13 protein-coding genes are annotated in these 18,236 nt (G+C 60.4%); 3 read left to right on the top strand and 10 right to left on the bottom strand.

Features of this window, described 5'->3' with window-relative positions; all coding sequences use genetic code 11:
• Positions 1–12: 12 nt before the first annotated feature.
• From ACWNMW_RS01600 to ACWNMW_RS01615, 4 genes are all read right to left on the bottom strand, one after another.
• A complete protein-coding gene (locus ACWNMW_RS01600; protein WP_449489820.1) occupies positions 13–2,340 on the bottom strand; it encodes an exo-alpha-sialidase in 2,328 nt (775 codons plus the stop codon).
• A gap of 706 nt (positions 2,341–3,046) precedes the next feature.
• Positions 3,047–4,072, bottom strand: coding sequence for a ketol-acid reductoisomerase (ilvC, locus tag ACWNMW_RS01605; protein ID WP_034502553.1), 1,026 nt, complete (start codon positions 4,070–4,072; stop codon positions 3,047–3,049).
• A gap of 2 nt (positions 4,073–4,074) precedes the next feature.
• A complete protein-coding gene (gene ilvN / locus ACWNMW_RS01610; RefSeq protein WP_034502551.1) occupies positions 4,075–4,581 on the bottom strand; it encodes an acetolactate synthase small subunit in 507 nt (168 codons plus the stop codon).
• Positions 4,581–6,341, bottom strand: coding sequence for an acetolactate synthase large subunit (locus ACWNMW_RS01615; RefSeq protein WP_449489821.1), 1,761 nt, complete (start codon positions 6,339–6,341; stop codon positions 4,581–4,583). Before ACWNMW_RS01615 ends, ilvN begins: the two co-directional genes overlap by 1 nt.
• 474 nt (positions 6,342–6,815) lie before the next feature.
• Between ACWNMW_RS01615 and ACWNMW_RS01620 the strand changes: the two genes are divergently transcribed.
• A complete protein-coding gene (locus tag ACWNMW_RS01620) occupies positions 6,816–8,408 on the top strand; it encodes an aspartate:alanine exchanger family transporter (RefSeq protein WP_449489822.1) in 1,593 nt (530 codons plus the stop codon).
• Positions 8,409–8,484: 76 nt separating this feature from the next.
• Here the strand turns inward: ACWNMW_RS01620 and infB are convergent, their stop codons facing one another.
• From infB to ACWNMW_RS01640, 4 genes are all read right to left on the bottom strand, one after another.
• Positions 8,485–11,367, bottom strand: a complete 2,883-nt coding sequence (gene infB / locus ACWNMW_RS01625; RefSeq protein ID WP_449489823.1) for a translation initiation factor IF-2 — start codon at positions 11,365–11,367, stop codon at positions 8,485–8,487.
• Between the two features lie 109 nt (positions 11,368–11,476).
• Entirely contained in the window at positions 11,477–11,803 is a 327-nt protein-coding gene (locus tag ACWNMW_RS01630; protein ID WP_295892700.1) for a YlxR family protein, read from the bottom strand.
• The gene (gene nusA / locus ACWNMW_RS01635) at positions 11,793–12,845 is read right to left on the bottom strand and encodes a transcription termination factor NusA (RefSeq protein ID WP_034502543.1); all 1,053 of its coding nucleotides are present in this window, start codon (positions 12,843–12,845) and stop codon (positions 11,793–11,795) included. Before nusA ends, ACWNMW_RS01630 begins: the two co-directional genes overlap by 11 nt.
• Positions 12,846–12,853: 8 nt before the next feature.
• On the bottom strand, positions 12,854–13,324 hold the full coding sequence (locus ACWNMW_RS01640) for a ribosome maturation factor RimP (RefSeq protein ID WP_448751189.1): 471 nt from the start codon (positions 13,322–13,324) through the stop codon (positions 12,854–12,856).
• 70 nt (positions 13,325–13,394) lie between these two features.
• Between ACWNMW_RS01640 and ACWNMW_RS01645 the strand changes: the two genes are divergently transcribed.
• Both ACWNMW_RS01645 and ACWNMW_RS01650 read left to right on the top strand, forming a co-directional pair.
• Positions 13,395–14,402, top strand: a complete 1,008-nt coding sequence (locus ACWNMW_RS01645) for a hypothetical protein (RefSeq protein WP_449489824.1) — start codon at positions 13,395–13,397, stop codon at positions 14,400–14,402.
• Positions 14,399–14,881 carry a hypothetical protein gene (locus tag ACWNMW_RS01650; protein ID WP_449489825.1) on the top strand — a complete coding sequence of 161 codons (483 nt, stop codon included), beginning with the start codon at positions 14,399–14,401 and terminating at the stop codon, positions 14,879–14,881. The genes ACWNMW_RS01645 and ACWNMW_RS01650 overlap by 4 nt, the downstream gene beginning before the upstream one ends.
• A gap of 8 nt (positions 14,882–14,889) precedes the next feature.
• Here the strand turns inward: ACWNMW_RS01650 and dnaG are convergent, their stop codons facing one another.
• Together dnaG and ACWNMW_RS01660 are read right to left on the bottom strand one after the other, a co-directional pair.
• Positions 14,890–16,851: a DNA primase gene (dnaG, locus tag ACWNMW_RS01655; protein ID WP_449489826.1), complete on the bottom strand. Its 1,962-nt coding sequence runs from the start codon at positions 16,849–16,851 to the stop codon at positions 14,890–14,892.
• A gap of 73 nt (positions 16,852–16,924) precedes the next feature.
• Positions 16,925–18,187 (bottom strand): deoxyguanosinetriphosphate triphosphohydrolase, encoded by a 1,263-nt coding sequence (locus ACWNMW_RS01660; RefSeq protein WP_449489827.1) that lies wholly within the window; start codon positions 18,185–18,187, stop codon positions 16,925–16,927.
• Positions 18,188–18,236 lie beyond the last annotated feature (49 nt).

Here is an 18,236-nt window from a genome sequence, read left to right on the forward strand (position 1 = left end):
CAGACGATCCGGTCAGATCCACGCTCCCGAACGAGCGAAGTAGTACCAGCGGCCATCGATCATCTGCCAACCGGTACGCATCTGGCCATCGGTGCCGAAGTAGTACCAGGACAGGCCAATGCGCTGCCACCCGGTTGCCATATGGCCGTCGGTTCCGAAGCGGTACCAGTGTCCGTCGAGGTTCTTCCAGCCGGTCACCATGCGGCCGTCAAGGCCGAAGTTGTACCAGTGGCCCTCAATCTGCGCCCACCAGGTCTTCATGACGCCCGTGCTCGGATCGAAGTAGTACCAGCTGCCGTCCTCGTGGAGCCAGCCGTTCGTGCGGGCGCCGTACGAGCTGTAGTGGCTCCACTTGCCGTCCTGTTGCTCCCAACCGGTGACCATGATGCCATCAGCGTTGAAGCGGTACGTCGCATCGCCAATGACGACGCTTTGCGAGGCCGCGAAGGTGCCATCCTCGAGCTGCCACTTCCAGCCTGCGCCGGTGTTCACCCAGTGCGCGGGAGTTGCGGAAGGCGTGGGATCAGGGGTCGGGGTCGGCTCGGGATCAGGGGTGGGCTGCGGCGCGGGCGACGGATCGACTGACGGGGAGGGAGCCGGAGTCGGGTCCACCGAAGGAGAGGGCGTGGGTGCCGGAGTCGGGTCCACCGAAGGAGTCGGCTGCGGAGTAGGCGCGACGTCCTCGCCCGGGTCCGTCAAACCCAGGTAAGCGGCATCAACGCGCATGAAATCAATGTTCTTGTACCCACCGGTCTCATACAGCAGGCCCCAGGTTCCATCATTCAGCGCATGCAGGGTCGAGTAGGCCATGTCGCCGCTCTCGAAGACCTTGCCTTCGTTCCAGGTGAAACCATCGTCATAAGACACGCGAATCGTTCCATTCGCGCGGGCACTCGACGAATCTGCGTTCGAGAAGAGCAGGACGCGAGCGCGCGCCGAACCCTGAGGCGCATTCGGATATGCGCGAATGATCGAAGCATTGTTGCGCGGATCAGTCAGGTCCCAGTTGTGGCGGAAAGGACCCCAGGTCTGGCCGCCATCGTAGGAAATCGCCTCGAGGCGCTGGCCCGCGGTACCCTGCGTACGAGAGTTGAGCAGCAGGCGCCCATCGGAAAGCTCGACGACCTTATTCTCATCCGCACTCCCCTCACTGGGAGCACCCGGCTTCCACGTTGCGCCATGGTCATCAGAGTAGACCGAAACAGCCATAAGCGAGGTGCTACCAGCATTTGCAACCGCGTACTGCTGAATCAAGCGACCAGCGTGTGCGCCATAGCGCAGCTGGATGCCCTCACCCGAAGAAGCGAAGCGAGTAAACCACTGGTCTTCATTGCCCTGCGTCACCTGATCAGTAATCGTGCGAGGATTCACCCAGGTCTGGCCATTGTCGTGCGACTCAACAACGTGTGCGTGGAGGATGTTGCGCGCATTGGGATCGGTACCAAGCTGCGACTGGAAGAGGCCCGCGTCAAAAGATTTCACCGAAAAGAGGAAGATCGTCCCGGTGGTGCGATCAACAACGAAAGAAGGATCAGAGAAACCGACCTTATTCGCACCGGGTGTCCCGGCCAGAGCAGTTTGGATCGGGGTCCACGACTTACCGCCGTCCTTCGAGATGCGGTAGACGATCGAGTTCGCCTGGGGCGCATCCTGGCAGGTTTCGGGACGGCCGTCCCATGCGGCGATGATCCAGCCGTTGGTGGCTGTGGTCAGCGCGGGGATGCGATGGCACTTGAATCCATTCAGCCCGGGCGAGGCCAGGCGCGCGACCTCACCGATCGCGTAGTCCTTGGGGGTTTCCACCGGGTCAGGCTCAGCTGCACGCGAGCCGGGGAGCACGGTGATGGCCTCGGCAGTGGCGGTAATTCCGCCGGCGATAACGTCGTTTCCGTTGCGGTCGCGGGTCGCCGCCCACGTCGAGGTCGGCGTGAAGGAGCCGGCGGTCAGGTCGGCCTCGGTGATCGTGTAGGTCGCGGACTTGCACTGCTTGGTCGTGTGCGCGGCGAGGTTGTGCCAGCGGCAGTTCGGCGCGCCGGTCGTCAGGACGCCCGCGAGGTTCGATTCCTTCGGGAATACGGTCAGAGCACTGTCAGTCTCGTTCGTGTAGGTGAAGGTGAAGGTGAGGACGTCCCCCACATAAACCTTGTCCCCGAGGGTGTCTGTGCGCGTTGCGGTAACGGTGATCGGTGCTGGGGTTGTTTCGCTTGCCGAGGCCGTGGCCGCGTCGCCGGGTTGGGTGTCACTTTCGGGGGTTGCCAGTGCCGGCAGAGAGAACGACGCACACAAAAGTGCTGCGCCTGAAACGGCTGCCATGGCCCGCCCATATCGACGGAGGGTCATCTTTGGTCCTTCTGAATCAATGATATGGATGCGAGACTGAAAAGCGACACGTGAGTCAGGTCTCAGTCATCACGTAAGTCATCTTACAAATTCGCGGGACCTTCAGAAGGTTTCATCAGGATACTATTCGCTGCCTTTCAGCATATTTACACCAATTTTGTTGATGTGCGTGCAAATAGGGGCGAGGCCGCGCGTTTGTAGCTGGGTTTGACACAGGAAAGCTTCAATAGGCACACGTTGTTCGTAGCTAGACCGCGGTTTTCTTCGCTTCCTCAGCCAAACGGGGAGCGTTTGTCCCATGAAGTCAGCAAAAGGCGCAGGTTATCCAGGGGCTCTCCCCCACCCTCCACACAAAGTCGACAAAAGACGCAGGCTATGAGGCATGACATTTACCGACTTCGTGTGTCTTTTTCTGGTGGTGCGAGGCCGGACGGCGAAGCCGGGCGGGCGGAGCACACGGCCGGGCGCCCGGGCGGACCGGTCGGCGGGCGGTAGACGGTCGCGAGGCCGGCGGGCGGACCGGCCAGCAGCGGCGGTGGCCCGGCGGGCGGGGCGCACAGACGGCCAAAGCCCCACGCGCGAACACAAAAACGCTGTGGGCCGGCGCGAATGCACCGGCCCACAGCGTTTGGTCAAAACACCAGTCTTAACCCGAACTCAGCTCAGCTCAGCTCAAGTAGCCGACCGAACCACACATGAGGACAACTCAGCGAGCTGCGCTGCCTTCGGTGTAGTCCTCATCAGCCTGGGTCCAGCCGAAAGCCTTACGCAGCTTCTGGCCGGTGGCCTCGATCGGGTGAGACTCTTCCTCAGCACGCAGTGCCTTGAACTCGAGAGCACCATTGTCCTGGTCCTCGATGAAGCGGCGAGCGAAGGTGCCATCCTGAATATCAGAAAGGATGTCCTTCATTGCCTGCTTGGAGGACTCGCCAATGACGCGCGGGCCGGAGATGTAGTCGCCGTACTCAGCGGTGTCAGAGCAAGACCAACGCTGCTTGGTGATGCCGCCCTCGTTGATCAGGTCAACGATCTGCTTCATCTCGTGGCAGACCTCGAAGTAGGCGATCTCGGGCTGGTAACCAGCGGCAACCAGGGTCTCGAAACCGGCCTGGATCAGGTGAGAGACACCGCCACACAGAACGGCCTGCTCGCCGAAGAGGTCGGTTTCGGTCTCTTCGGTGAAGGTCGTCTTGATGACGCCTGCGCGGGTGCCACCGATTGCCTTTGCGTAGGACAGAACCAGGTCCCAAGCCTGACCGGAAGCGTCAACCTCAACGGCAACGACGTCCGGGGTGCCCTTGCCCTGGGTGTAGGTCTCGCGGACCTTGTGGCCCGGGCCCTTGGGGGCAACCATGATGACATCGTGACCGGTGGGGACCTCGATGTAGCCGTAGCGAATGTTGAAGCCGTGTGCGAAGAGGAGGGCCGCGCCTTCCTTCAGGTTCGGGGCGATCTGCTCGGCGTAAACGAAACGCTGCACCTGGTCGGGCAGGAGGATGGAGACAACGTCGCCCTCGGCCACGGCCTCGGGAACATCCTTCACCTCGAGGCCGGCTGCCTCAGCCTTTGCCCAAGAGGAGGAACCGGGACGCAGGCCAACGACCACGTCAACGCCGGAATCCTTCAGGTTCAGTGCATGTGCATGTCCCTGCGAACCGTAGCCAATAACGGCCACCTTCTTGGACTGGATCAGCGACAGGTCTGCGCCGTCGTCGTAGATGATCTCTGCCATTCTTATTTCTCCTTTAGTTGATCCGTAATCGATTGCTCACCGCGACCGATCGCGACAGCACCCGATTGGACGAGTTCGATGACGCCGTAGGGTTCCATGGCCCGCAGCAGCGCCTCCAGCTTGGGTAGTGAACCGATCGACTCAATGACGACCGACTCAGGTTGAACGTCGACAACATGCGCACGGAACAAGTCCACGACCTGCAAGACGCCAGTGCGACGAGATTCATCAGCGCGAACCTTCATCATGAGCAGACGACGTTCGACGGATTCTTCGGGGTGGAGCTCAACAATCTTGAGCACATTGATGAGCTTATTGAGTTGACGCTTCACCTGCTCGATGGGAGCAGAATCTGCCTCGACGATAATCGTCATGCGTGAGATGCCGGGTTGCTCGGTCTCCCCCACTGCCAGGGACTTAATGTTGAACGAGCGGCGTGCAAACAAGCCGGAGACTCGGGTCAAAACACCGGGCTTGTTTTCCACCAGGACAGCCAGCGTGTGCATCATCAGTCTTCCACCTCCCAGTCGGGCGCGATATCGCGGGCGTAGCGAATATCGTCATTGGGTACTCCGGCTGCGACCATCGGCCACACCATCGCGTCTTTCGAAACCCTAAAGTCCAAGAGGACCGGGCGATCATTAATGGACATCGCCCACTTAATGGCGTCCTCGACGTCCTCGGCGCGACGCACGGTGCGCGCCTCCAAGCCATAGGCCTTCGCGAGCATCTCAAAGTTGGGGATCTGCTCACCCTCGGTCGGGTTCAGCGTCGTATTTGAGTAGCGCTCCCCATAGAACAGTGTCTGCCACTGACGCACCATTCCCAGCACCGAGTTATTGATCAGCGCGACCTTGATCGGGATGCGGTTGATCGAGCAGGTTGCCAGTTCCTGGTTCGTCATCTGGAAGGAACCATCACCGTCAACGGCCCACACGACCTTGTCCGGTGCACCCACTTGCGCGCCCATGGCTGCGGGGATGCAGTACCCCATGGTTCCCAGACCACACGAGGAAATGAAGTGCGAGGGCTCTTCGAATTCGATGAACTGTGCGGCCCACATCTGATGCTGTCCCACGCCCGTGACGTAGATGGCCTCGGGGCCAGCGATCGAGGACAGCTTCGAGATCACTTCTTGGGGAGCCATGAAACCGTCAGTGGGTTCGGTCCATCCAAGCGGGTAGGTCTCGCGCAGGCGGTTCAGGTAACGCCACCACCCCGAAAGGTCGGGCTTGCCGAGGCGTTCGTAGGCCTCGGGAAGAGCGGCGTTCAGTGCGGCCAAGGCGGGCTTGAGGTCCGCGATCACTGCGACGTCGGCATAGCGGTTCTTTGACATCTCGGCGGCGTCGATGTCGACGTGGACAATGCGGGCACGAGGTGCGAAAGAATCCAACTTCCCGGTGACGCGGTCATCGAAGCGAGCGCCCAGTGCGACAACGAGATCCGCGCGCTGGAGAGCTCCCACCGCGGGAACGGTACCGTGCATGCCGGGCATCTTCAGGTTGTGAGGATCCGAATCGGGGAAGGCGCCGCGAGCGGGAAGAGTCGTCACGACAGCCGCGTCGGATAGTGCCACCAGCTCGCGTAGTTCCTTTTCGGCGCGCGCTCGGACGAGGCCGCCGCCGACGTAGAACACGGGAGCCTGCGCGCGTGCGATCTCCTCTGCGGCGCGCTCGATCTGGCGCGGAATGGGCTCGAAAGCGGGCTGGTAGCCGGGAAGATCCATGGGCACGGGCCAGATGTATTCGAACTCTTCGACCTGTGCGGATCGGGTGATATCCACGAGGACGGGGCCCGGGCGGCCAGTCTTGGCGATGTGGAAGGCTTCGGTGAGGCGCGCGGGGATTTCACGCGGGTCCGTCACCAAGAAGGAGTGCTTGGCAAGGGGCATTGAGGCGCCCACGACGTCGGCTTCCTGGAAGGCATCGGTGCCGATCAGGGATGCGCCAACCTGGCCTGAGATGACGACGATTGGGACGGAATCGATGTTTGCGTCCGCAATCGCAGTCAGAGTGTTTGTTGCTCCCGGCCCCGAGGTCACGATCGCGACGCCAACCTTGCCGCTGGCTAGGGCGTATCCTTGCGCCGCATGGCCTGCACCCTGTTCGTGGCGCACGAGGATGTGGTGGAGCGAGGAGCTCATCAAAGGATCGTAGGTGGGCAGGATTGCGCCACCGGGCATGCCGAAAACGTCAGTCACGCCCAATGCTTCAAGAGTGGTCACAATGGCTTGCGCGCCGGTCATCACCCGACGTGTTTCTTCAGTCATTATCAGCCTTCCAGTCGGTCTACGCTTCCGCTTCAAAGGACATGAGCCCTTTGGGGAATCATGGGGTGTCATGCATGAAAAAATCCCCTTCACAGGTGCGGTCGCGGCGCAAACTCAGGTGTTTGCGAACGCGTAGCGCATATGCGCGGGGATTGAGGCGTGCGTTCCATCCGACAATTCACACGGCAGGAATCGCACGCCTGGGTACGATGACCGAGACGAGAATTCCCGAAATGCGAAGCTTCATCACGCTTCTACCGTAGAGCCTCTTGCCGCCATGGGCTTTTTAATCTCACACTCCGGAATATGTGGGACCTTGGCCTCAAAATCGAAAATTTGTCAGACAGCAATTGAGTCCCTTTCGACACAATCTGCATAATTCTGCGCTTTATCCATTTGGCCCCTCTCCTGAGTAAGACGATACTGAGAAGCGGATACAGAAAATCCTGATCACCAGACAATGGAGCCATCACAGTGGAGATCTTATTTACGAAGCTCGCTGATCAGCCTGTCCTATTCTTGTTCCTCCTGATCGGCATCGGCATGGCCTTCGGCCACGTGAAGATCAAGGGAATCGGACTTGGCGCGGCGGCCGTACTCTTCTTTGCAATCATCTTGTCGGCCTGGGCCGAAACCTACGGCATCCACCTTCGAGTGACCCGCGAATTGGGCACCCTAGGCTTGGCGCTTTTCACCTTCGCAATCGGTATGAATTCGGGCGCCTCGTTCTTCCACAACCTCAAGAGCGCGATCGGCCCGATCCTCACGATGGTCGCCCTCTACGCCATCGCCGCAGCTACCGGTGAATTCATTGGCCGTATGTGGGGAATGGACCCCGCTCTCATCGCCGGCACCTTCGCCGGTTCAGTGACCAACACTCCGGCTCTGTCCGCCGCTGGCCAGGCCTCGGGGAAGTTGGACTTGGCGACCGTCGGTTACTCGATTGCCTACCTCTTCGGCGTCATCGGAATGCTCATCGCCTCGGCCGCAGCCCTGTCCTACGGCAAGCGCGACAAGGATGCCCCCTCTCCCTTGGCGAACCGCACGATCCGCGTCGAGCGCGACGATCACCCCTGCTTGGGCGATATTTATACGACTCTGGGTTCCAGGATCACCTTCTCGCGCCTGCGCCGAGGCGAAACGGGCCCCATCATGCGTCCGTCGATGACCGATACCGTGGATAAGGGTGACCTGGTGACAGTCGTCGGCCCGCGCGAGCTCGTCGCCCGCGTCGCAACCGAATTGGGCCACCCTTCCTCGCACTCTCTCATCGAGGACCGCACCTACTTGGATTTCCGTCGCGTCACGATTTCCAACCCGAAGCTCGCGGGCCATACCGTGGAAGAGCTGGACCTTGCGGGCAAGTTCTCCGCAACCATTTCCCGCGTTCGCCGAGGCGACGTGGACATGATCGCCGAACCTGGCCTTGTTCTTCAGCAGGGTGACCGCGTCCGCGTGGTTGCACCGACCTCGAAGATGCGGGAGATTACAAAGTTCTTCGGCGACTCCGCGCGAGGCCTGTCTGACCTCAACCCGATCAGCTTGGGTGTTGGCATGGCGCTGGGAATTTTGATTGGTGAGATTCCGATCTTCACCCCGACTGGAGCCTACTTCTCCATTGGTTCAGCCGCCGGCACTTTGATTGTTGGCCTGATCTTTGGCCGTTTGGGTCGCATCGGCCCTATCGTCACTGCGATGCCTTTCACGGCCGGTCAGGTCTTGGCAGAGTTCGGCCTTCTGGTCTTCCTCGCACAAGCGGGCGCTAACGCAGGTGGACAGATTGAAAAGGCTTTCACCTCCGGCACCTGGCTGCAGATCCTCTTGCTGGGCATCATCATGACCTCGATCATGGCCATTGGCCTCTACATCATCATGCGTTGGGCTTTCAAGATGGGTGGAACGAAGCTCGCGGGTCTTCTGGCTGGTGCTCAGACGCAGCCTGCGGTCCTGGCTTTCGCAAACTCTCGTACGAATATGGACCCGCGCGTCTCCTTGGGTTATGCCTTGGTCTACCCGGTTGCCATGATCGGTAAGATCCTCGTCGCTCAGATCATGGGTGGCATGTAATCACTCTGAGTGCTCAAAGCTCGTGGGCCCCGCACCGGCAAGGTGCGGGGCCCACGAGCTTTCACTCAACTAGACCTCAGTCACGCGGCTTTTCGCGCATTTCCCAGGTCTCGATGATGTCGCCTTCTGCGATGTCCTTGTAGCCCAAGGTGATACCACATTCGTAGCCCTCGCGGACTTCGGTGACATCGTCCTTCTCGCGGCGAAGCGATGCGATTTCCAGGTTCTCTGCAACAACGACGCCATCGCGAACCAGGCGAGCCTTGGTTCCACGCTTGATGGTGCCGGAGCGGACAATCGAACCAGCGATGTTGCCGAACTTGCCGGAACGGAAGACCTGACGGATCTCCGCACTACCCAGTGCGACCTCTTCGTAGATCGGCTTGAGCATGCCCTTCATCGCGGCCTCGACATCGTCGATCGCCGAGTAGATGACGTTGTAGTACTTGATCTCGACGCCCTCGGCATCGGCAAGTTCCTGAACGCGCTCTGCCGGGCGGACATTGAAGCCAATGATGACTGCGTTGTCCACGGTCGCCAGGTTGACGTCGTTCTGGGTAATTGCGCCGACACCGCGGTGGATGATACGCAGAGCAACTTCTTCGCCCACGTCGATGCGCAGCAGCGAATCTTCCAGAGCTTCAACAGCACCGGAAACGTCACCCTTAATGACCAGGTTGAGGGTATCAACCTCGCCTTCCTTGAGGACCTTGTCGAAGTCTTCAAGGGAGACGCGCTTGCGACGCTTGGCCAGCATGGCCTGGCGTTCAGCAGCTTCACGCTTGTCAGCGATCTGGCGAGCGGTACGGTCATCGGAAGCAACCAGGAAGGAGTCACCTGCACGCGGGACCGAGGTCAGGCCCAGCACTGCAACCGGCGTCGAAGGTCCGGCCTCGGAAACATCGTTACCACTGTCATCGAACATCGCACGAACACGGCCGTGCGAGGAACCGACAACCAGGGAATCACCGACGCGGAGGGTACCGCGCTGGACCAGCATGGTTGCCACCGCGCCGCGTCCCTTATCAAGGTTCGCTTCAATGGCCACACCGCGTGCGTCCGTATCCGGGTTCGCTTCCAGCGTCAGCGCCGCATCAGCGGTCAGCAGCACGGCCTCGAGAAGCTCGTGGATACCCTTGCGCTGCTTGGCCGAAATGTCGACGAACATGACGTCGCCGCCGTACTCTTCGGCAACGAGGCCGTACTCGGTGAGCTGTGCGCGGATCTTCTCCGGGTTCGCCTCTTCCTTATCGACCTTGTTGACTGCCACAACGATCGGCACGCCGGCGGCCTGCGCGTGGTTGATTGCTTCAACGGTCTGAGGCATGACACCGTCATCAGCTGCGACCACGAGGATCGCGATGTCGGTAACCTGCGCACCACGAGCACGCATAGCGGTGAAGGCCTCGTGACCGGGGGTATCGATGAAGGTGATCGGGCGGCGGGTGCCGTCCTCTGCGGTGACCTTCACCTGATAGGCGCCGATGTGCTGAGTGATGCCACCGTGCTCGGAATCGACGACGTCAGTATGACGGATAGCGTCGAGGAGCTTGGTCTTACCGTGGTCGACGTGGCCCATGACCGTGACGACCGGGGGACGCGGTTGCATGTTCTCTGCATCGTCGAGTTCTTCGGCTTCGAGGTCGATGTCGAAGGACTCAAGCAGTTCGCGATCTTCGTCTTCAGGAGAGACAACCTTGACGTCGTAGCCGAGCTCTGCGCCCAGTGCCTCGAAGGTGTCTTGATCCAGCGACTGCGTGGCCGTTGCCATCTCTCCGAGGTGGAAGAGGACGGTGACCAGCGCTGCGGGATTGACGTTGATCTTCTCAGCGAAGTCCGCCAAAGAGGCACCCTGGCGGATACGGATCTGCTGTCCATCGCCGCGAGGAATCGACACGCCACCAATGACGGGTGCGTTCTGCTGTTCGAACTCTTGACGCTTTGCGCGCTTCGACTTGCGTCCGCGCGAGCTCTTGCCGCCGCCGCGACCGAATGCGCCCGGTGTTGCGCCGCGGCCGCCACCGCGTCCACCGCGCGGCGGAGCGAAACCGCCACCGGCATTTGCTCCGGGAGCGCCCTGGGCGCCACCGCCACCAGCAGGACGGGTACCGCGGCCGCGACCGCCGCGAGGACGATCAGAAGAAGGTGCAGGACCGCCCGAGCGAGCGAAGTTTGCCTGTCCGGGCATCATTCCCGGGTTCGGACGCGGACCGCCACCAGAAGGTGCGCCACCACGAGGCGGACGAGGACCACCAGAACGTCCGCCCTGTGCGCCTGCAGGACGCGGGGGACGTTCGCCGCCCTGTGCGCCGCCGCGAGCGGGACGCGCTGCCCCACGGCCACCCTGGCTACCGCCGGGACGAGGCATGCCCTGGCTGGATGCATAGGGGTTGTTTCCGGGGCGGGGGCCACCGGGGCGAGGCGCTCCAGGACGAGGTGCACCCGGCTTGGGAGCTGCGCCGCCAGCGGGACGGGGTGCGCGAGGCGCGCCCGGCTTGGGAGCTGCACCCGGCTTGGGGGCAGCTGCGTGAGTATCGCTTGCAGGACGAGCAGCTGGCTTAGGGGCGCGAGTTTCCTTCGCACTTTCAGCTGCTTCACCCTTCGGGGCCTCAGCCTTAGGTGCGCGAGGCGCAGGCTTGCGCGACGCGGGCTTGGGAGCCTCGGGAGTGGGGGTTTCATCCTTCACTGAAGCCTGAGCGGACTCTGCCGGCTTCTCAGCGCTGGCCTTCGCACGAGGCTTGGGGGCAGCGGGCTTCTTGGACGTGCTCTTGGCGGCATCACCCGATGCGGCTGATCCGGAGAGCTTTTCAAAATGTTCACGCGCGTCACGCGCGACAGGGGGTTCAAGTGCGGAGGACGAAGCCTTGACGTATTCGCCCTTGTCTCGTAGGTAGGCCAGCAATTCCTTGCTGGGGATTCCGAGCTCTTTCGCGAGCTCGTGGACACGCAGTTTTGCCACTTTTCTCCTTGTTCGGGAACGTCCCCGAAACGGAGACGTATCACTGATATTGCAGGCAGCTCATCGCTGGGTACTCATCGGGTGCCCATGGGCTTTCAACCCGCTTTCGCTACTCGTTGTCCGGCGCCCTGTGCGCCGCTGACAGAATGGCCTCCCCCAAGGCCTTCCACTGCTGGTCGGTCATGTCGACCGTTCGTCGCAGCGAACGCCCCATCGCCCGCCTGGTGCGGGCAAGGTCAAGGCAGCGAGCTTCGGGATGAAACCACGCTCCCCGACCGGGAAGTTGACGACGGGCATCAACGTGGAGATGTCCGTCGGTAGAGGCAACGACACGGATCAACTCCGAACGTTGCGCGCGCAATCCACAACCCACACAGGTGCGAAGCATAGAAGTGGATTGAGACACGCCTTCAAGCTTAGCTGAGTCAGTCCTCATCCAAGTCATCGGATTGTGAGCGACTGATCACGTCATCCGGTGTGGACGAACGCGATGCCAGTGCTTCTTCACCGTTTTCGGTGTCCGAGTGAATGTCGATGTGGAAGTCCGTCAGGCGTGCCGCGAGGCGTGCGTTCTGGCCTTCCTTACCGATAGCCAGCGAAAGCTGGAAGTCAGGGACAATCGCGGTGGCGGTGCGCTGTTCAACAGAGTGAACAACCACGCGGGACACGCGAGCCGGAGACAGAGAGTTAGCAACGAAACGTGCCGGATCTTCTGACCAATCGACGATATCGATCTTTTCCCCGCCCAGTTCGTTCATAACTGCACGCACACGCGAACCCATGGGGCCGATGCAAGCGCCCTTGGCGTTAACACCCTCACGGGTTGCCAAAACAGCGATCTTCGAGCGGTGTCCAGCTTCGCGGGCGATTGCCTTAATGCGGACCAAGCCCTCTTGGATTTCGGGAACCTCGCGCTCAAACAGTCCCTTGACGAGGCCGGGGTGGGTGCGCGACAAGGTGATGCGAGCACCGCGGTCAGTGCGTTCGACGGAAACGATGAGCGCACGCAGGCGGGTGCCGTGGGAGTAGTCCTCGCCGGGAACCTTTTCGGAATCGGGAAGAACGGCCTCGAAATCATCAGCCAGCTTCACGATCGTCATACGCGAGTCGCGAGACTGCTGAACGACGCCGGTAACGATCTGGCCGGTCTTGCCGGCAAAGTCACCCAGGACGCGCTGATCGTCGGCGTCACGCAGGCGCTGCATAATGACCGAACGCGCTGTGGATTGGGCGATGCGGCCAAAGTTCTTCGGGGTGTCGTCAAATTCTCCGATGGGGTTGCCATCGTCGTCTTCTTCGGTGGCCATCACGGTGACGCGGCCGGTGCGCTTATCAATTTCGATGCGAGCCTTTGAGATCGCACCGGGGATGTTGTGGTAGGCCTTGAGTAGCGCTTCTTCGATGGCGTCAACCAGGGTATCGAGCGATACCCCCTTCTCGTGTTCGACCATCCGCAGGGCGGTCATATCGATTTCCATAGCGTCCCTCATTCCCACGAGCCGAAGTCGACGCGCGAACGCGCCTTCTTGATCTCGTCATATGCAATTGTGTGGCTTTCAGCGCCGGTATCTACAGTAGCGCTTTTCTCGTCTGCCTGGCTGACTCGTCCCACGAGCTTGTCACCGTTGCGCAATTTCACGCTAACAAGTCCGCCGATCTGACGCATCCAGTGTTCAGGCTTCTTCAGCTCTCGTTCAAGGCCGGGAGTGGATACTTCCAGCATGTAGGCGTCCGAGATCGGGTCGGCTGAATCCATGGCTTTGGAGATTGCCCGCGAGATTTCGGCAAGAGCATCGGAAGACAGACGCTCCGCACCAAGGGGCTCTTCAACGGTGATGCGACACACCAAGTCCCCGTTTTGTTTGAGGATCGTTACCGCGTCAAGCTGCGCCCCCGCTTGGGTGACGATACCTTCGACCAGCGCACGGACCTGTTCTTCAATCTGTGTGGGTGCCACCTTCACTCCTTCACGCGACACGGTATTCTAGGCAATCGTACTCGTCTTTTGACCATGGGATGATGTTGTTGTGAAACACCCGAAACTCTTCACTGCGTGTATTGCTGTCCTCAGCATGTCCTTGGGGGCATGCGGAATCCACCTGGAATCTTCCGCCACCCATTTGCCCGCATTGACCGGTTTCGCACTTTCCCGCGATGCTTCGGCAAGGACCGAGGCCGCCGCGGCCCAGCGTGCGCATTCCCTCGCTGCACTTGCAAGCGAGTGTTCCTCCTGCGCGTCTTCTCTTGAGGCCCTTGCGCAGAGTTCGCAGCAACGCTTGGATTTCCTCGGTGGAGTATGGGACCCCTGGAAAGATCAGGAGAACACTGCCAATCTTCCCCAGCCTGAAGAGGTTGCCGAAGCCCCTTACAGGATCGAAGAATTCATTTCGTGGCTCGTGATCTCGGCTCGCCGGGACCTGCGTGCAGCCAGCAACCCCACGACTTCCTCTCCTGAGCAATCGCGCCAACTGAGCGCAGTCGCGTTGGGACGCTACGCCTCGGCAGTGCAATTGGCCCAGGCATACGCAATCGACATCGATGCGGGCGATCAGGGCGTTGATGCTCTCGCCCAGCGATTCACCCAGACCACAGGAGCCACCCCCAATTGGCTCGTCCGCCAGGGCGCTTCCTCCGACCTGACGCTCCCCCAGGCCTCGCAAACAACCTCTGCTTTTTCGTCTTCCGACGAGGCCGCCGCTTCCACCGCGAGCTGGGACTGCATCGCACAGACTCTGCCCAAGTCTGCGGTCCACACCGCCGACTTCTACGAGGCCGAGACCATTGAGAACGCTCTCCTTGATCGCGCCTCGCGCTCTCTCGAACGCGGGAGCAAGGATTCGCGCCAATTGCGTTGTTCTCTTACGAACACCTCGCCTTCTGATCTTGCCCAGGCCAGCCTTCGCGCCGATGTCAACCTGCTCCAGTCCGACTCACAAGATGTTCGTCTTTTCGGCGTTCAAGCCGCCCTCGACGATCTTCGTCTCTGGGCTGGTGCTCCGACCGTTACTTTCCCGGCGGTGGTGACGCTTCAATGAGCTCGGGACTTGCCGATTATCGCGATCTGCTCCCCCGCGGGGACGCGGATGCGCTCCATATCGAGCTCGATGACGGGGCAATCCTCGTTTCGGGGCGCTATGCCTTGATCATGATCCGTGAAGGTGAAGTCATTGATTCGGCGATGTGGTACGAGGTTCAGAGCGCTCGCTGGGAGGGAGAGAAACAGGAGTTGAGCGTGAACTGGGTTGATCCGGCACGTTCCCCTCTAGTTGTTCATTCCTCGAATTCTCCCATGCGTCCTTTTATGGAAGATATCAGCGAGAAGGTCAATCGCACTCAGGTTCTGGTTCGCAGCGTGAAAGCTCCAAATGGTGCGGTGATTACCGCGCAGATTCGCAAGCGTGAGGATGGAGAGTTGTTTTCTGTTCTTGCAGCACGCGGAAGGCTTGATGACGAGGCGATGGAGCTTGCACATTCCCTTGAAAAACAGCTGCGTGAAAGCGTCGGTTTGGAGTAGCCCGAGGGCTATTGTGCGCGCTCGGTGAAACGCTGGCGCACTTCTTCGAGGCGCATGAGCTCTCGGAATGCTTGGGTGTATTGGGGATCATCTTCGCTCAGGCGTTGAAGGTTCGCATTCGCATCCGCCAGGCGCCTTGTCACATCGAGGCGAACCATTGCACCCATCGCTCCCCTGCAGTACGCGCGAAGTTGGTCCTCGCGGTCTTGAGGGAGCGGTGCAACTGCTAATTCCACCAACACGGCTGCGACCTCGGGAATCATGAGCGCGCGAACATCATCGACGAAGGCCCGCGTTGCCGCCTGGACTGCCTTGGCGCCCTTCCCGAAGTGTTCTTCTGCTTGGCGAAGAACCTTCACGAAAGCATCCAATCCCCCTGCCGCGCGGATCGCATCGTGAACCGCGCGATAGGAGGGGACAGAAAATGCCTCTCCCCCGAGTTCTTCAAAGCCCGACCCCACCACATACATGGGGTATTGAATGAGTGCTTCAAGGGCTTGGCGCTCGATTCGAGAAACCGGGTCCTCGGGGCCTCGCCTCACGGGGGCGGGCTGCGGAGTTTCCGCGGGCGCTCCCCTTCCCCCGTACGAGGCCGGGCGCGAGTGTGCGCTTGAGCGAACCGCACGCGAGACCTCGGAAATATCCATGCCGATCCACCCCGCGAGCGAACGCGTGTACTCACGTTGGAGCGCATGGTCGCGGATGCGAGCAACCACGGGAGCCGCCGCACGTAGAGCTTTCACGCGCCCTTCTGCGGTGCGCAAATCGAGCTGGCGCAAAACCGAACGGATAACGAACTCAAAAAGCGGCGTCCGAGAGTTCACCAACTCCACAACGGCGCGCTCTCCTTGAGCCATGCGGAGCTCGCAGGGGTCCATGCCATTGGGTTCCACCGCGACGAAGGTCTGGGCTGCGAAGTTCTGGTCCATTTCGAAAGCACGAAGCGCGGCTTTTTGTCCTGCCGCGTCGCCATCGAAGGTGAAGATCACTTCTCCGCCGTGGGTTTTCCCATTGCTGAGGACAACTCCAGCGGCGCTGTCCGCACTATCTCCCAACAGGCGTCGGACGATTTTTACGTGGTCTTCACCGAAAGCGGTACCGCAGCTTGCGACCGCATATCCCACACCGGCGGCGTGGGCAGCCATGACGTCCGTGTAGCCTTCGACGATAACGACCTTGCGGTTTCGTGTAATTTCTTTCTTCGCAAGATCGAGGCCATAGAGGACTTGAGACTTGTGATAGATCGGGGTTTCCGGGGTATTGAGGTACTTCGGAGAATCCTTGTCCTCATCGTTCAAACGCCTAGCGCCAAAGCCAATCGTCGCACCCGTAATGTCGCGGATTGGCCACATGAGCCTGCCGCGGAAACGATCATAGAGGCCGCGGTTTCCGCGAGTTGCAAGACCTGCAATCTCGATTTCTTGATCGGTAAAGCCCTTGGAGCGCAAGTGACGGGTAAGCGCATCCCATGAGCTGGGCGAATAGCCGATTCCGAAGTGACGACAGGTCGCTTCATCGAAGCCTCTCTGACCAAGAAAACGACGTCCTTCGTGGGCTTCTGGAGAAGAGAGCTGCGCCTGGTAGAACTCTTCAGCGACGCGGTGCGCGTCAAGGAGCCGCTGACGGCGACCGGGTTCTTCGCGGCGAAGGGTTCCGCTGCCCGCGGCCTCGTAACGCAAAGTGATCCCAGCTTTGAGGGCCAAGGCTTCCACGGCCTCGGTGAAGGAAAGAGAATCAACTTTTTGGACGAAACTGATCACGTCCCCGCCTTCGCCGCAGCCAAAGCAATGCCAAAAACCTTGGGAGGGGCGGACGTGGAACGAGGGCGTGCGTTCGTCGTGGAAAGGGCACAATCCTTTCAAAGAATCGACGCCTGCGGGGCGCAGGGCAACTCGCTCGCCGACGATTTCTTCGATGCGCGAGGCATCACGTACGGCGGCGATGTCTTCTTTGAGGATCAGGCCGGCCATGAGTTCAGTTTAGCGAGTGGACACTTTTCTAGCAGAAAGATGTGGATGGCGTCGGCCACCCCGATCTCGCTTCTCACAACTGTGAGGAGAGCATTCCACACATGCGCGCGTGCCAGCGTGAGGCGGAGATATCGGTCAACGAGGCGACTTGGTCGATAACGACTCGCAGGCGCTGTCCCTCGTCCGTGGTTGCGCGCCATTGAGCGGCAAAAGGCGGTTCAAGATATTCGGGGCCAGCGTTGACAAGAGCATCAACCAGGTCGTTGAGGAGCGTGCGCTGCTGGTAGTACACGGGTTCGCTTTCGCGCGGGCTCATGACGTAGTGGACCGCCATGCCCTTGAGGACCTGGATTTCCGCGCGAGTATTGGCCGGGACGACGAGCTCAGCGAGGTAGCGACCCAGGGGCTGGTCTCCTGCGACCTCGCGGGTCGCCCCGACCGTTGCGTTGGAGAAGCGCCCGATCAGCTCACTGGTCAAGTCCTTCAGGGCAGCCAAATCAGCGTAGGACCCGCTGAAAGACCCCATCCATTCGGGCATGGTCACCAAACGCTCAAAAGCGCGGTAAAGATCGTCTTCGCAAATCGATGTGCCATACCACTTCATGGTGGATTCAATGACCCCTTGGGTATGGGAATCGCTGCGTAGGCGTTCAAGGTCCATCTTCCCCGTTGCAACAGCGTCTTCCATGTCATGAACCGAGTACGCAATGTCGTCAGAAAGATCCATGATTTGAGCTTCGAGGCAGCGCTTGCCCGCGGGGATTCCTTGGCGCATCCAGTCGAAAGTCGGGCGGTCGTCCTCGTAGACGGAGAATTTGCGTTGGGATTTAACGGGGTCTGGGCCTTCGCCCCTCGCCCACGGGTATTTGCAGATCGCATCCAAGGTGGCACGCGTCAGGTTCAGACCTGCCGGCCCGTCTTTGCCAAGAACTTTGGGTTCCAAGCGTGCGACGATTCTCAAGGTCTGCGCGTTTCCTTCAAAACCGCCGATCTCACGTGCCAACTCGTTGAGCGCAAGTTCGCCGTTGTGTCCAAAGGGTGGGTGGCCTAAATCGTGGGAAAGACAGGCCGCGTCCACCACATCCGGGTCTGCGCCCAGTTCTTTGCCTAATTCGCGGCCCACTTGGGCGACTTCGAGCGAGTGAGTGAGGCGGGTTCGAACAAAATCATCCGACGTTGGCCCAAGGACCTGTGTTTTCTCCCCTAAACGTCGCAGAGCCGAAGAGTGAAGTACTCGCGCACGGTCGCGTTCGAAATCTGTCCGAGATCTGGATTTGGCTGTCTCTGGTACAAAACGCTCGCAATCGCTGGGCACATAGGCAGGGGAAGTGTTCACATGATAAGCCTAACTGCTTGTTGTGGGCTTTCATTGCATAAGATGGTGT

It is taken from the genome of Actinomyces sp. Marseille-QA0893 (genome assembly GCF_976954355.1).

Bases quoted from the DNA above. Each gene is read 5' to 3' on its own strand.
- ACWNMW_RS01600 (WP_449489820.1), bottom strand. From the start codon at position 2,340: ATGACCCTCCGTCGATATGGGCGGGCCATGGCAGCCGTTTCAGGCGCA.
- ilvC (WP_034502553.1), bottom strand. From the start codon at position 4,072: ATGGCAGAGATCATCTACGACGACGGCGCAGACCTGTCGCTGATCCAG.
- ilvN (WP_034502551.1), bottom strand. From the start codon at position 4,581: ATGATGCACACGCTGGCTGTCCTGGTGGAAAACAAGCCCGGTGTTTTG.
- ACWNMW_RS01615 (WP_449489821.1), bottom strand. From the start codon at position 6,341: ATGACTGAAGAAACACGTCGGGTGATGACCGGCGCGCAAGCCATTGTG.
- ACWNMW_RS01630 (WP_295892700.1), bottom strand. From the start codon at position 11,803: ATGAGGACTGACTCAGCTAAGCTTGAAGGCGTGTCTCAATCCACTTCT.
- nusA (WP_034502543.1), bottom strand. From the start codon at position 12,845: ATGGAAATCGATATGACCGCCCTGCGGATGGTCGAACACGAGAAGGGG.
- ACWNMW_RS01650 (WP_449489825.1), top strand. From the start codon at position 14,399: ATGAGCTCGGGACTTGCCGATTATCGCGATCTGCTCCCCCGCGGGGAC.
- dnaG (WP_449489826.1), bottom strand. From the start codon at position 16,851: ATGGCCGGCCTGATCCTCAAAGAAGACATCGCCGCCGTACGTGATGCC.